Origin of the sequence: Streptomyces flavotricini (assembly GCF_020639365.1) — a bacterium.
GTDB classification, from domain to species: Bacteria; Actinomycetota; Actinomycetes; order Streptomycetales; family Streptomycetaceae; genus Streptomyces; species Streptomyces flavotricini.
Genome location: NZ_JAINUL010000001.1, coordinates 2,842,434 through 2,857,006 on the forward strand (window position 1 = coordinate 2,842,434; position 14,573 = coordinate 2,857,006).

The window sequence follows — 14,573 nt, forward strand, 5'->3', positions numbered from 1 at the left end:
GTCCGTCCTTGTGCCGGTCATCGTAGCCCCAGTCCCGAGATCGCCACACCCTGTCACCAGGATGTCACTGTGCACGAAGCAGAAACGGTGTGGGGGAGCAGAAGGTTCCCCGCCTCCCGCCCTTTCACACCGCTTTCGCCACAGTCAGTCAGCAATTGGTATCAGAGTGCTCGCCCGTTGATCACTTGCCGCGCATCCACTGTTCCATCACCGACAGCAGATAGTCCGGGTCGACCGGCTTGGTGACGTAGTCGGAAGCACCGGAGTCGATCGCCTTCTCCCGGTCCCCCTTCATCGCCTTCGCCGTCAGCGCGATGATCGGCAGCCCGGCGAACTGCGGCATCCGCCGGATCGCCGAAGTCGTCGCGTACCCGTCCATCTCCGGCATCATGATGTCCATCAGTACGACCGTCACATCGTCGTGCTGCTCCAGGACTTCGATGCCCTCCCGGCCGTTCTCCGCGTACAGCACCGCGAGTCCGTGCTGCTCCAGCACGCTGGTCAGCGCGAACACGTTGCGCACGTCGTCGTCCACGATGAGCACCTTCTCACCGTGGAAGTCGTACGACCTGGGCAGCACCGGAAGCTCCTCCTCCGGATTGACCCAACCGTCCTCGGTCCCCTGCGCGTTCGGCTGCCCCGGCACCGCCGTACGCGGCTCCAGGTCGCTCAGCGCCTTGCGCCGCCGCCGGAACAGCGCGGCGCCGCCCTGCCCCTGGCCGGCCGGTTCGGCGGCCGGCAGCGCGGGCCGCACCTGCTGCGCATGCTGCGGCTGCGCCGCGGAGACCGGCGCCGCGGGGGTCGCCGGCAGCGCGGGCCGCGCCCCGTCGACCTGCCTGCGGTACACCTCGCCGCGTCCGCCGCCGGGCGTGGGCGGCGCGTACCCCTGCGGCGGCAGCTCGCTCGGGTGCAGCGGCAGGTACAGCGTGAACGTGGAGCCGCGGCCGGGCTCGCTCGCCGCGTGGATCTCCCCGCCCAGCAGCCGGGCGATCTCCCGGCTGATGGACAGCCCGAGCCCCGTGCCGCCGTACTTCCTGCTGGTCGTCCCGTCGGCCTGCTTGAACGCCTCGAAGATCACCAGCATCTTGCTCGCCGCGATCCCGATCCCGGTGTCCGTCACCGAGAAGGCGATCAGGTCCGCGTCCGCCTCCCGCAGCGAACCGGCCTCCAGCAGCTGCTCGCGGATCGCCGTCGGCACGTCCGCCCCGGCGGGCCGGATCACCAGCTCCACCGCGCCGGTGTCGGTGAACTTCACCGCGTTCGACAGCAGGTTGCGCAGCACCTGGAGCAGCCGCTGCTCGTCCGTGTGCAGGGTCGCGGGCAGCTCCGGGGAGACCCGCACCGAGAAGTCCAGGCCCTTCTCCGCGGTCAGCGGCCGGAAGGTGGCCTCCACGTAGTCCACGAGCTGCACGAGCGCGATCCGCGTCGGCGAGACGTCCATCTTCCCGGCCTCGACCTTCGACAGGTCGAGGATGTCGTTGATCAGCTGGAGCAGGTCCGAGCCCGCCCCGTGGATGGTCTCGGCGAACTCCACCTGCTTCGGCGACAGGTTCCCGTCCGCGTTGTCCGCGAGCAACTTGGCCAGGATCAGCAGCGAGTTGAGCGGCGTCCGCAGCTCGTGCGACATGTTCGCCAGGAACTCGGACTTGTAGCGCATCGACACCGCGAGCTGCTCGGCGCGCTCCTCCAGGACCTGCCGGGCCTCCTCGATCTCGGTGTTCTTCACCTCGATGTCCCGGTTCTGCTGGGCCAGCAGCTCCGCCTTCTCCTCCAGCTCGGCATTGGCGGCCTGCAGCGCCTTCTGCCGGTTCTCCAGCTCGTCGGAGCGCTCGCGCAGCTGCTCGGTCATCTCCTGCGACTGCTTGAGCAGCATCTCCGTCTTGGAGTTGACGCTGATGGTGTTGACGCTCGTACCGATCATCTCGGCGATCTGGCTCAGGAAGTCCTTCTGGATCTGCGTGAAGGGCTGGAAGGAGGCCAGCTCGATGACGCCGAGCACCTTCCCCTCGAACAGCACCGGCAGCACGATCACGTGCGCCGGCGGAGCCTCCCCGAGGCCGGAGGAGATCTTCAGGTAGCCGGGCGGGGTGTTCTCGACGAGGATCGTCCGCTTCTCCTCGGCGACGGTCCCGATCAGCCCCTCCCCCGGCCGGAAGGAGGTGGGCACGGCCCCGCCCGCGTACGCGTAACTCCCGCGCATCCGCAGCTCGTACGAACCGTCCGGACCGCCGTCGGTCCCGATCTCCGTGGTGCCGCCCGAGGGCAGCGCCAGGAAGAACGCCCCGTGCTGGGCCGAGACCACCGGGGTCAGCTCGCTCATGATCAGCGAAGCCACGTCGTCCAGTTCGCGGCGGCCCTGCATCAGGGCGGAGATCCGGGCGAGGTTGCCCTTCAGCCAGTCCTGCTCCTTGTTGGCCAAGGTGGTGTCGCGCAGGTTCGCGATCATCGTGTTGATGTTGTCCTGGAGGACCTGGATCTCGCCCGCCGCGTCCACGTCGATCTTCAGGTTGAGGTCTCCGCGGGTCACCGCGGTGGCCACGGCAGCGATCGCGCGCACCTGCCGGGTCAGGTTCCCGGCCATCTCGTTCACGGACTCCGTGAGGTCGCGCCAGGTGCCGTCCACGTCCCGGACCCGCGCCTGGCCGCCCAGGATGCCCTCGGTGCCCACCTCGCGCGCCACTCGCGTGACCTGGTCGGCGAACGAGGACAGCTGGTCGACCATCGTGTTGATCGTCGTCTTCAGCTCCAGGATCTCGCCCCGGGCGTCGATGTCGATCTTCTTGGTCATGTCGCCCTTGGCGATGGCGGTCGTGACCATGGCGATCTGCCGCACCTGGCCGGTGAGGTTGGAGGCCATGAAGTTCACCGAATCGGTGAGGTCCTTCCACGTACCCGACACACCCGGCACGTGCGCCTGGCCGCCGAGGCGGCCCTCCGTACCCACCTCGCGGGCCACGCGCGTGACCTCGTCCGCGAAGGAGGACAGGGTCTTCACCATCGTGTTCACGGTGTCGGCGAGCTGCGCGACCTCGCCGCGCGCCTCGACCGTGACCGTCTTGGTCAGATCGCCGTTGGCGACCGCCGCCGAGACCTGCGAGATGTTGCGCACCTGCGAGGTCAGGTTGTTGGCCATCAGGTTGACGTTGTCGCTGAGGTCCTTCCAGATGCCGGTCACCCCGCGCACCCGCGCCTGGCCGCCCAGGATGCCCTCGGTACCCACCTCACGGGCGACCCGCGTCACCTGCTCCGCGAACGAGGACAGCTGGTCCACCATCGTGTTCACGGTGGTGACGAGCTCGAGGATCTCGCCCTTCGCGTCGACGGTGATCTTCTTGGAGAGGTCGCCCATCGCGACGGCCGTCGTCACCTCGGCGATGTTGCGCACCTGCGAGGTCAGGTTGTTCGCCATGAAGTTGACGGACTGCGTGAGGTCCTTCCAGGTGCCGGAGACCCCCTTCACCTCCGCCTGGCCGCCCAGGATCCCCTCGGTGCCCACCTCGCGCGCGACGCGGGTCACCTGCTCCGCGAAGTTCGAGAGCTGGTCCACCATCGTGTTGAGGGTGTTCTTCAGCTCCAGGATCTCGCCGCGCGCGTCCACGTCGATCTTCTGCGAGAGGTCGCCGCGGGCCACCGCCGTCGCGACCTGCGCGATGTTGCGCACCTGCGAGGTCAGGTTCCCGGCCATGCCGTTCACGGAGTCCGTGAGGTCGCGCCACACGCCGGCCACCCCGGGCACCTGCGCCTGCCCGCCGAGCCGGCCCTCCGTACCCACGTCCCGGGCCACCCGCGTCACCTGCTCGGCGAACGCCGAGAGCTGGTCGACCATCGTGTTGATGGTGTTCTTCAGCTCCAGGATCTCGCCGCGCGCGTCCACGTCGATCTTCTGGGAGAGGTCGCCGCGGGCCACCGCCGTGGTCACCTGCGCGATCTGCCGCACCTGGGAGGTCAGGTTGCCGGCCATGAAGTTGACGGAGTCGGTGAGCTCCTTCCAGGTGCCCGAGACCCCCTCGACCCGCGCCTGGCCGCCCAGGCGGCCCTCCGTGCCCACGTCCCGGGCCATCCGCGTGACCTGATCGGCGAACGAGGACAGCTGGTCCACCATCGTGTTGACGGTGTTCTTCAGCTGCAGCATCTCGCCCGAGACGTCCACGGTGACCTTCTGCGACAGGTCGCCGTTGGCCACAGCCGTCGTCACCTGCGCGATGTTGCGCACCTGGCCGGTCAGGTTGCGGAAGGCGGTGTTCACCGAATCGGTGAGGTCCTTCCACGTACCCGCCGCACCCGGCACCTGCGCCTGACCGCCCAGCTCACCCTCGACGCCGACCTCACGGGCCACTCGCGTCACTTCGGCGCCGAAGGACTGGAGCTGGTCCACCATCGTGTTGACGGTGTTCTTCAGCTCCAGCATCTCGCCGGCCACGTCCACGGTGACCTTCTGCGACAGGTCGCCGTTGGCCACCGCCGTCGTCACCTGCGCGATGTCCCGCACCTGCGTGGTCAGGTTGCGGAAGACCGTGTTCACCGAATCGGTGAGGTCCTTCCACGTACCCGCCGCACCCGGCACCTGCGCCTGACCGCCGAGCAGGCCCTTAGCCCCGACCTCGCTGGCCACGCGGGTGACCTCGTCCGCGAAGGTGCGCAGCGTCTCCGTCATCTGATTGATCGTTTCGGCCAGCTGTGCGACCTCGCCGCGCGCGCTGACCCGTACCTTCTGCGACAGGTCGCCATTGGCCACAGCCGTCGTGACCTGCGCGATCCCGCGCACCTGGGCCGTCAGGTTGCCCGCCATGGTGTTGACGGAGTCGGTCAGGTCCTTCCACACACCCGCGACCCCGGGCACCTTCGCCTGGCCGCCGAGCTCACCTTCCGTACCCACCTCGCGGGCGACCCGCGTCACCTCGGAGGAGAACGAGGACAGCTGGTCCACCATCGTGTTCACGGTGTTCTTCAGCTGCAGCATCTCGCCGGCCACGTGCACCGTGACCTTGCGCGACAGATCGCCCTTCGCGACCGCCGTCGTGACGAGAGCGATGTCACGCACCTGAGCGGTGAGCCGGTACGCCATCGTGTTGACGGAGTCGGTCAGATCCTTCCAAGAACCTGACATTCCGCGTACCTGGGCCTGACCGCCGAGCTTGCCCTCGGTACCCACCTCCAGCGCGACCCGCGTCACCTCGTCGGTGAACGCGGACAGCTGGTCGACCAGGTTGTTGACCGTACGCCCGACCTTCAGGAACTCACCGCGCAGCGGATGCCCGGCCCCGTCCGCGGCCTGCGTCCGCAGGTCCATCCGCTGGTCCAGATCACCCTCGGCGACCGCCGACAGCACCCGGCCCACCTCGGACACCGGCCGGGCAAGATCGTCCACCAGCTGGTTCGAGGCATCGATCGCGGCCGCCCAGGAGCCCTCGCAGGCGCCTGTTTCCAGCCGTTCGCTCAGCTTGCCCTCGCGGCCCACCATCCGCCGCACCCGGGAGAGCTCTCCCGTCAGATGGAGGTTCCGGTCGGCGACCTCGTTGTAGACGGCGGCGATCTCCGCCATCACACCGTCGCCGGACACCGTCAGCCGCTTGCGGAAGTTCCCGTCCCGCATCGACACCAGGGCCGTGAGCAGCCGGTTCAGGGCCGCGGTATCGACTTCCGTCGTGCCGCCCCGGCGGGACCTCCCGCCCTTCGGGCGCGTTCCCGTACGCCGCACCGCTGCGCCAGACTCCACCGTGTCCCTCCCGAAAGGGTCGACCGCTGTTCCACCGACACCCGGCGAGTCGCACGCCCGGCTATCCGATCCTGCCCAGTGTTTCACCCCGGCCGAACCCGGCCATAACACTTCGGCACCATCGCACACCGGCCGCACCCTGCGAGTGGAATACCGGACGACGGCACCATGCCGACCGTGAAGGTAAGTAACCTGGCACCCGATGTCCAACCGCGTCGAAGGAGATTCGTGATCACGGCTCGGGCGGCTGCCAGCTTCGACCCCCTCGGGCGCTCGGTCGCCGCGGCCCGGGCGTTCGTCCGCGACACCCTGCAGGGATGGGGCTTCGCGGACATCGTCGACGACGCCGTGGTGCTCACCAGCGAGCTCGTCACCAACGCCGTGGTCCACGCCGGCACCAAGGCCGAGGTGCTGTGCCTGCGCTCCGGGGACGGGGTACGGGTAGAGATCGCCGATCGATACCCGGAACGTGAGCTTCCTCTCCAGCACCCGGGCGAGCGCCCCTACGCCGACCCCGACCGGGAGAACGGCCGCGGGCTGATGCTCTGCGCCGCCCTCGCCACCCGCTGGGGAGTCGAGTACACGGCCACCCACAAGCACGTGTGGTTCCGGCTCGACCTCCCGGACCGTCCGGTCGGTACCCGATCAGCGGGACCGGTCGTCCCGGACCGCCTCCTGCCCCTCGCGGACAGCCGGGTGCGGGTCGCCGTCCTCCAGATCGACGCCTCCGACTCGATCTCCGCCTGGAACGGGGACGCCGAGCACGTCTTCGGCTACCCCGCCGAGAAGGTCCTGGGCCGCCCCCTCGCGGAGCTCGCGGCCTGGCCCCAGACCCCCGGCACCGGCACCGGCATCGCCGAGGCCCTTCGCCTCTCCCGCTGGGAGGGCAGTTACGGAATCCGCGGCGCCGACGGCCGCGTGATCCCCGTGTACGCCTCCCACCTGCGGGTCCGCGATGCGCACGGCGAGCCCTCGATCGTCTGCCTCCTGGTCCACGACGACGAGCGGGCACTGCTCCAGACTCCCGTACGGGTGGCCTCCACCGACAGCCTCCAGCTCACCGAGCCCCGCCCCGCGGACCCCTTCGAGGTCTTCATCGGCTCCCCCGCCCCCGACGACCTCGACGGACTCCTCCAGCGCACCGTCGAACGCGCCCGCGACATGCTCGACGCCGACTCCGCGTTCCTGCTGCTGGCCACCGACGACGAGACGGAGCTCGAGGTCCGCGCCACGACCGGGCTCCCCTCCACCCGCCAGCGCTTCGCCCGCGTCCCCGTCGAGGCCGGCACCAACCGGTACGGCTCCGCCCGCATGCCCGCCGTCCACGACGACCTTGCCGCCGTCCCCGGGGCCGTCCCGCTCCTGGAGGCCACCGGCATGCGCTCGGTGATCACCGTCCCGCTCAAGGTCGAGGGCCGGCTCACCGGCTCGCTCGGTGTCGCCGCCGAGAACCCCGGCCGTTACTCCAACGCAGAGGCACTGCGCCTCCAGTTCGCCGCCGACCGCATCGCCCTCGCCGTCGAATCCGCCCGCCTCGGCGAGCTGGAGCGACTGCGCCGCGGCTCCCTGTCCTTCCTCGTCGAGGCCTCCGACCTGCTGGCCGGCACCCTCGACCGGGACCAGACCCTGGCCCTGATGGCCCAGATGACCGTCCCGACCCTGGCCACCTGGTGTGCCGTGTACACGATCGCCGACCAGTCCTCGGATCCGTACCTCTCGTACGTCCTGCACGAGGACGAGGAGCGCATCGACGGCCTGAAGGCCCTGCTCTCCCGCGTCAGCCCGCCCGAGCCGGTCCGCGAAGCCGGCGCCCGCCCCTGGCCGGCGACGGCCCAGGCGGTCGGCGGGGAGACCGTCGTCCTCCCGCTGCTGGCCCGCAACCGCGTGATCGGCATGCTGACCCTCGGCAAGCCCTCCGAGGAGCACTTCCGCCAGGAGATCCTCGAACTCGCGGAGGACCTCTCCCGCCGGGCCGCCCTCGCCCTCGACAACGCCCGCCTGTACTCGGAGCGCACGGCGATCAGCCGCTCCCTGCAGCGCAGCCTGCTCCCGCCCGGCTCCCCCGCGATCCCCGGCATGGAGGTCGAGGTCATCTACCGCGCGGCCGGCGAGGGCAACGAGGTGGGCGGCGACTTCTACGACGTCTTCCCGATCCGCGACGGCGCGTACGGCTTCGCCATCGGCGACGTCTGCGGTACGGGCCCCGAGGCGGCCGCCGTCACCGGCCTCGCCCGGCACGCGCTGCGCCTGCTGGCCCGCGAGGGTCTCGGCGGCCCGGCCGTACTGGAGCGGCTCAACGCGGCCATCCTCGACGAGGGCGCCCGCAGCCGCTTCCTGACCCTCCTCTACGGGGAGCTCCACCCGCAGCCGGACGGCGGCGCCCTGATGAAGGTCGTCTGCGCCGGCCACCCGCTGCCGCTGCGCCTGCGCCCGGACGGTCGGGTCACCCCTGCCGCGGACCCGCAGCCCCTGCTCGGCGTGATCGACGATCTCGACCTCTACGAGCAGACCCTCACGCTGGACCCGGGCGACGTGCTGCTCTGTGTCACGGACGGCGTGACGGAGCGCCGCGAGGGCACGCGCATGCTGGGCGACGACGGCCTCACCGAGGTCCTCACCACCTGTACGGGTCTCACCGCCGGCGCGGTCGCCGCCCGCGTCCTGCGGGCGGTGGAACGCTTCGCGGCCGAACCCGCCTCGGACGACATGGCCATCCTGGCCTTCCGCGTTCCCGAGCAGCGCATGGGCGACTAGCCGGACTTCATGTGGCGGGTGGCGGAGCGCAGCGCGAAGGCCATCACCACTTCGAACACGCCCAGCAGGACGAGCCAGAGCCCGAGCAGCCGGGTCAGCGCGACCGCGGAATCCACCGGGAAGCAGAGCACGACGATTCCGGCGACGGTACCGAGTGCGCCCAGGCCGAAGAGCAGGCCCCGGTGCACGAGTGCGCGGTCGGCGATCGCGGTGTAGGCCGTGAGCACGCCGGTCAGCAACCAGAACACCCCGAGGATCAGGGACAGTGCGCCGATGGTCTGCATCGGATGCCGCAGCACCAGGACGCCGGCCAGGAGCGCCAGCATGGCGACCAGGATGCCCGCCAGTCTGCTGCCGCCGTCGTTGCTGTGCGAGAAGGCGGAGACGAAGCGGAAGACACCCACCACAAGCAGCTGCAGACCGATGATGATGGCCAGGATGTGCAGCGTTTCGTCGGGCCAGACGAGTACCAGGATGCCGGGGATCAGGGTCGCGAGGGCGAAGCCGAGTGCCCAGTGCCAGGTGCCTCCGACCTGCTTGAGGACGTCTTCGGGGTCGCTCTGCGGGTGCTTCGGTGCCGCGTCGAACGGAACGGTCATCACGCCTCCCAGGGTTCCACCCCCTTCCCGCCCAGTTTAGGGAGGTGTGGTGCGGCCCGCCCGTCCGGCGCAGGGGTCGACTCCCGGAAACGCAAAAAGGCCCCCGCCATGAGGCGGGGGCCTTTTCTTTGGAGCCCTTTAACGGAATCGAACCTTTGACCTTCTCCTTACCATGGAGACGCTCTACCGACTGAGCTAAAAGGGCGGGTTGTTCGGCGGCGTCCTACTCTCCCACAGGGTCCCCCCTGCAGTACCATCGGCGCTGAAAGGCTTAGCTTCCGGGTTCGGAATGTAACCGGGCGTTTCAGAACTAACACAGTGGACGCGAGCAACTGAGGACAAGCCCTCGGCCTATTAGTACCAGTCAGCTCCACCCGTTACCGGGCTTCCACATCTGGCCTATCAACCCAGTCGTCTACTGGGAGCCTTACCCTCTCAAGGAGGTGGGAATACTCATCTTGAAGCAGGCTTCCCGCTTAGATGCTTTCAGCGGTTATCCCTCCCGAACGTAGCCAACCAGCCATGCCCTTGGCAGGACAACTGGCACACCAGAGGTTCGTCCGTCCCGGTCCTCTCGTACTAGGGACAGCCCTTCTCAATATTCCTACGCGCACAGCGGATAGGGACCGAACTGTCTCACGACGTTCTAAACCCAGCTCGCGTACCGCTTTAATGGGCGAACAGCCCAACCCTTGGGACCGACTCCAGCCCCAGGATGCGACGAGCCGACATCGAGGTGCCAAACCATCCCGTCGATATGGACTCTTGGGGAAGATCAGCCTGTTATCCCCGGGGTACCTTTTATCCGTTGAGCGACGGCGCTTCCACAAGCCACCGCCGGATCACTAGTCCCGACTTTCGTCCCTGCTCGACCCGTCGGTCTCACAGTCAAGCTCCCTTGTGCACTTACACTCAACACCTGATTGCCAACCAGGCTGAGGGAACCTTTGGGCGCCTCCGTTACCCTTTGGGAGGCAACCGCCCCAGTTAAACTACCCATCAGACACTGTCCCTGATCCGGATCACGGACCGAGGTTAGACATCCAGCACGACCAGAGTGGTATTTCAACGGCGACTCCACCCCAACTGGCGTTGGGGTTTCAAAGTCTCCCACCTATCCTACACAAGCCGAACCGAACACCAATATCAAACTGTAGTAAAGGTCCCGGGGTCTTTCCGTCCTGCTGCGCGAAACGAGCATCTTTACTCGTAGTGCAATTTCACCGGGCCTATGGTTGAGACAGTCGAGAAGTCGTTACGCCATTCGTGCAGGTCGGAACTTACCCGACAAGGAATTTCGCTACCTTAGGATGGTTATAGTTACCACCGCCGTTTACTGGCGCTTAAGTTCTCAGCTTCGCACACCCGAAAGTGCACTAACCGGTCCCCTTAACGTTCCAGCACCGGGCAGGCGTCAGTCCGTATACATCGCCTTACGGCTTCGCACGGACCTGTGTTTTTAGTAAACAGTCGCTTCTCGCTGGTCTCTGCGGCCACCCCCAGCTCAGGAAGCAAGTTCCTTCACCAGTGATGGCCCCCCTTCTCCCGAAGTTACGGGGGCATTTTGCCGAGTTCCTTAACCATAGTTCACCCGAACGCCTCGGTATTCTCTACCTGACCACCTGAGTCGGTTTAGGGTACGGGCCGCCATGAAACTCGCTAGAGGCTTTTCTCGACAGCATAGGATCATCCACTTCACCACAATCGGCTCGGCATCAGGTCTCAGCCTTATATGAGGGACGGATTTGCCTACCCCTCGGCCTACACCCTTACCCCGGGACAACCACCGCCCGGGCTGGACTACCTTCCTGCGTCACCCCATCGCTTACCTACTACAAGTCTGGTTCGTCGGCTCCACCACTTTCCTTTCCCCGAAGGGTCCGGAACGGCTTCACGGACTTAGCATCGCCTGATTCGATATTGGGCGTTTCAAAGCGGGTACCGGAATATCAACCGGTTGTCCATCGACTACGCCTGTCGGCCTCGCCTTAGGTCCCGACTTACCCTGGGCAGATCAGCTTGACCCAGGAACCCTTAGTCAATCGGCGCACACGTTTCTCACGTGTGTATCGCTACTCATGCCTGCATTCTCACTCGTGAACCGTCCACAACTAGCTTCCGCTGCTGCTTCACCCGGCACACGACGCTCCCCTACCCATCACAGCGGGCGTTGGCCCTATTGCTGCAATGACACGACTTCGGCGGTACGCTTGAGCCCCGCTACATTGTCGGCGCGGAATCACTTGACCAGTGAGCTATTACGCACTCTTTCAAGGGTGGCTGCTTCTAAGCCAACCTCCTGGTTGTCTCTGCGACTCCACATCCTTTCCCACTTAGCGTACGCTTAGGGGCCTTAGTCGATGCTCTGGGCTGTTTCCCTCTCGACCATGGAGCTTATCCCCCACAGTCTCACTGCCGTGCTCTCACTTACCGGCATTCGGAGTTTGGCTAAGGTCAGTAACCCGGTAGGGCCCATCGCCTATCCAGTGCTCTACCTCCGGCAAGAAACACACGACGCTGCACCTAAATGCATTTCGGGGAGAACCAGCTATCACGGAGTTTGATTGGCCTTTCACCCCTAACCACAGGTCATCCCCCAGGTTTTCAACCCTGGTGGGTTCGGTCCTCCACGAAGTCTTACCTCCGCTTCAACCTGCCCATGGCTAGATCACTCCGCTTCGGGTCTAGAGCGTGCAACTCAATCGCCCTATTCGGACTCGCTTTCGCTACGGCTTCCCCACACGGGTTAACCTCGCTACACACCGCTAACTCGCAGGCTCATTCTTCAAAAGGCACGCAGTCACGACCCATTGGGTAAACCCAATGAGCGACGCTCCCACGGCTTGTAGGCACACGGTTTCAGGTACTATTTCACTCCGCTCCCGCGGTACTTTTCACCATTCCCTCACGGTACTATCCGCTATCGGTCACCAGGGAATATTTAGGCTTAGCGGGTGGTCCCGCCAGATTCACACGGGATTTCTCGGGCCCCGTGCTACTTGGGAGATGAGCAAGCAAGCCGCTGATGTTTCGTCTACGGGGGTCTTACCCTCTACGCCGGACCTTTCGCATGTCCTTCGACTACATCAACGGTTTCTGACTCGCCGACCGGCCGGCAGACCGATCAAGCTCATTCCCACAACCCCGCATGCGCAACCCCTGCCGGGTATCACACGCATACGGTTTGGCCTCATCCGGTTTCGCTCGCCACTACTCCCGGAATCACGGTTGTTTTCTCTTCCTGAGGGTACTGAGATGTTTCACTTCCCCTCGTTCCCTCCACACTGCCTATGTGTTCAGCAGTGGGTGACAGCCCATGACGACTGCCGGGTTTCCCCATTCGGACACCCCCGGATCAAAGCTCAGTTGGCAGCTCCCCGGGGCCTATCGCGGCCTCTCACGTCCTTCATCGGTTCCTGGTGCCAAGGCATCCACCGTGCGCCCTTAAAAACTTGGCCACAGATGCTCGCGTCCACTGTGTAGTTCTCAAACAACGACCAGCCACCCATCACCCTGATCCACAAGGAATCAAGTTCACTGGGGCCGGCACTGAAGACATGACCTTACGGCCGTACCTTCAGGACCCAACAACGTGCCAAGCACGATCCCCTCCACCTCACTGTGTTCCACGCCGAAGCAGTACTTACAGAGGGTTTTGGAAACCGTGCCAACTAATCAACGTTCCACCCATGAGCTGACCGTGCAGAACGTTTGTCTGCAATCGGTACTGTGCTCCTTAGAAAGGAGGTGATCCAGCCGCACCTTCCGGTACGGCTACCTTGTTACGACTTCGTCCCAATCGCCAGTCCCACCTTCGACAGCTCCCTCCCTTACGGGTTGGGCCACCGGCTTCGGGTGTTACCGACTTTCGTGACGTGACGGGCGGTGTGTACAAGGCCCGGGAACGTATTCACCGCAGCAATGCTGATCTGCGATTACTAGCGACTCCGACTTCATGGGGTCGAGTTGCAGACCCCAATCCGAACTGAGACCGGCTTTTTGAGATTCGCTCCACCTCACGGTATCGCAGCTCATTGTACCGGCCATTGTAGCACGTGTGCAGCCCAAGACATAAGGGGCATGATGACTTGACGTCGTCCCCACCTTCCTCCGAGTTGACCCCGGCGGTCTCCTGTGAGTCCCCATCACCCCGAAGGGCATGCTGGCAACACAGGACAAGGGTTGCGCTCGTTGCGGGACTTAACCCAACATCTCACGACACGAGCTGACGACAGCCATGCACCACCTGTATACCGACCACAAGGGGGGCACTATCTCTAATGCTTTCCGGTATATGTCAAGCCTTGGTAAGGTTCTTCGCGTTGCGTCGAATTAAGCCACATGCTCCGCCGCTTGTGCGGGCCCCCGTCAATTCCTTTGAGTTTTAGCCTTGCGGCCGTACTCCCCAGGCGGGGAACTTAATGCGTTAGCTGCGGCACCGACGACGTGGAATGTCGCCAACACCTAGTTCCCAACGTTTACGGCGTGGACTACCAGGGTATCTAATCCTGTTCGCTCCCCACGCTTTCGCTCCTCAGCGTCAGTAATGGCCCAGAGATCCGCCTTCGCCACCGGTGTTCCTCCTGATATCTGCGCATTTCACCGCTACACCAGGAATTCCGATCTCCCCTACCACACTCTAGCTAGCCCGTATCGAATGCAGACCCGAGGTTAAGCCTCGGGCTTTCACATCCGACGTGACAAGCCGCCTACGAGCTCTTTACGCCCAATAATTCCGGACAACGCTTGCGCCCTACGTATTACCGCGGCTGCTGGCACGTAGTTAGCCGGCGCTTCTTCTGCAGGTACCGTCACTTTCGCTTCTTCCCTGCTGAAAGAGGTTTACAACCCGAAGGCCGTCATCCCTCACGCGGCGTCGCTGCATCAGGCTTTCGCCCATTGTGCAATATTCCCCACTGCTGCCTCCCGTAGGAGTCTGGGCCGTGTCTCAGTCCCAGTGTGGCCGGTCGCCCTCTCAGGCCGGCTACCCGTCGTCGCCTTGGTGGGCCATTACCCCACCAACAAGCTGATAGGCCGCGGGCTCATCCTTCACCGCCGGAGCTTTCAACCCCCGCCCATGCAGGCAGGAGTATTATCCGGTATTAGACCCCGTTTCCAGGGCTTGTCCCAGAGTGAAGGGCAGATTGCCCACGTGTTACTCACCCGTTCGCCACTAATCCACCCCGAAGGGCTTCATCGTTCGACTTGCATGTGTTAAGCACGCCGCCAGCGTTCGTCCTGAGCCAGGATCAAACTCTCCATGAATGTTTACCGGTAATCCGGTGCACACACACGTTGAGCGGGTCAGTCATGTCGGAATATGACCGACTGACCACTGCGTCCTCGCTGTGTAATTGCCTGCAAGCATCACCCGAAGGCGACCTCACAGGTCTTTTTCAAAGGAACCTCATCCACCGAAGTGGACGGGGTATCAACTTCTGGCGTTGATTTTTGGCACGCTGTTGAGTTCTCAAGGAACGGACGCTTCCTTTGTACTCACCCTC

Annotated in this window: 3 protein-coding genes, 1 tRNA gene and 3 rRNA genes; 1 reads left to right on the plus strand and 6 read right to left on the minus strand. The window is 65.1% G+C overall.

All coding sequences use genetic code 11. The annotated features are described in order from the left end of the window. Positions 1-181: 181 nt before the first annotated feature. Positions 182-5,716: a HAMP domain-containing hybrid sensor histidine kinase/response regulator gene (locus K7B10_RS12560; RefSeq protein ID WP_229336179.1), complete on the minus strand. Its 5,535-nt coding sequence runs from the start codon at positions 5,714-5,716 to the stop codon at positions 182-184. A gap of 168 nt (positions 5,717-5,884) precedes the next feature. Between K7B10_RS12560 and K7B10_RS12565 the strand changes: the two genes are divergently transcribed. Beyond that, a complete protein-coding gene (locus K7B10_RS12565) occupies positions 5,885-8,470 on the plus strand; it encodes a SpoIIE family protein phosphatase (protein ID WP_229336180.1) in 2,586 nt (861 codons plus the stop codon). Here K7B10_RS12565 and K7B10_RS12570 read toward each other — a convergent pair. The 5 genes from K7B10_RS12570 to K7B10_RS12590 form a co-directional block, all read right to left on the minus strand. Then, positions 8,467-9,069: an HdeD family acid-resistance protein gene (locus tag K7B10_RS12570; RefSeq protein ID WP_229336181.1), complete on the minus strand. Its 603-nt coding sequence runs from the start codon at positions 9,067-9,069 to the stop codon at positions 8,467-8,469. The genes K7B10_RS12565 and K7B10_RS12570 overlap by 4 nt on opposite strands. A 129-nt stretch (positions 9,070-9,198) precedes the next feature. Beyond that, positions 9,199-9,274, minus strand: a tRNA-Thr gene (locus tag K7B10_RS12575). 5 nt (positions 9,275-9,279) lie between these two features. Next, positions 9,280-9,399 (minus strand): 5S ribosomal RNA (rrf, locus tag K7B10_RS12580). A gap of 4 nt (positions 9,400-9,403) precedes the next feature. Beyond that, positions 9,404-12,527, minus strand: a 23S ribosomal RNA gene (locus K7B10_RS12585). Positions 12,528-12,809: 282 nt separating this feature from the next. After that, a 16S ribosomal RNA gene (locus K7B10_RS12590) occupies positions 12,810-14,334 on the minus strand. The 16S, 23S and 5S rRNA genes sit together here with 1 tRNA gene alongside, the layout of an rRNA operon. Positions 14,335-14,573: the final 239 nt, after the last annotated feature.

Coding starts and splice junctions, on each gene's coding strand:
- K7B10_RS12565 (WP_229336180.1), top strand. CDS start 5,885: ATGCCGACCGTGAAGGTAAGTAACCTGGCACCCGATGTCCAACCGCGT.
- K7B10_RS12570 (WP_229336181.1), bottom strand. CDS start 9,069: ATGACCGTTCCGTTCGACGCGGCACCGAAGCACCCGCAGAGCGACCCC.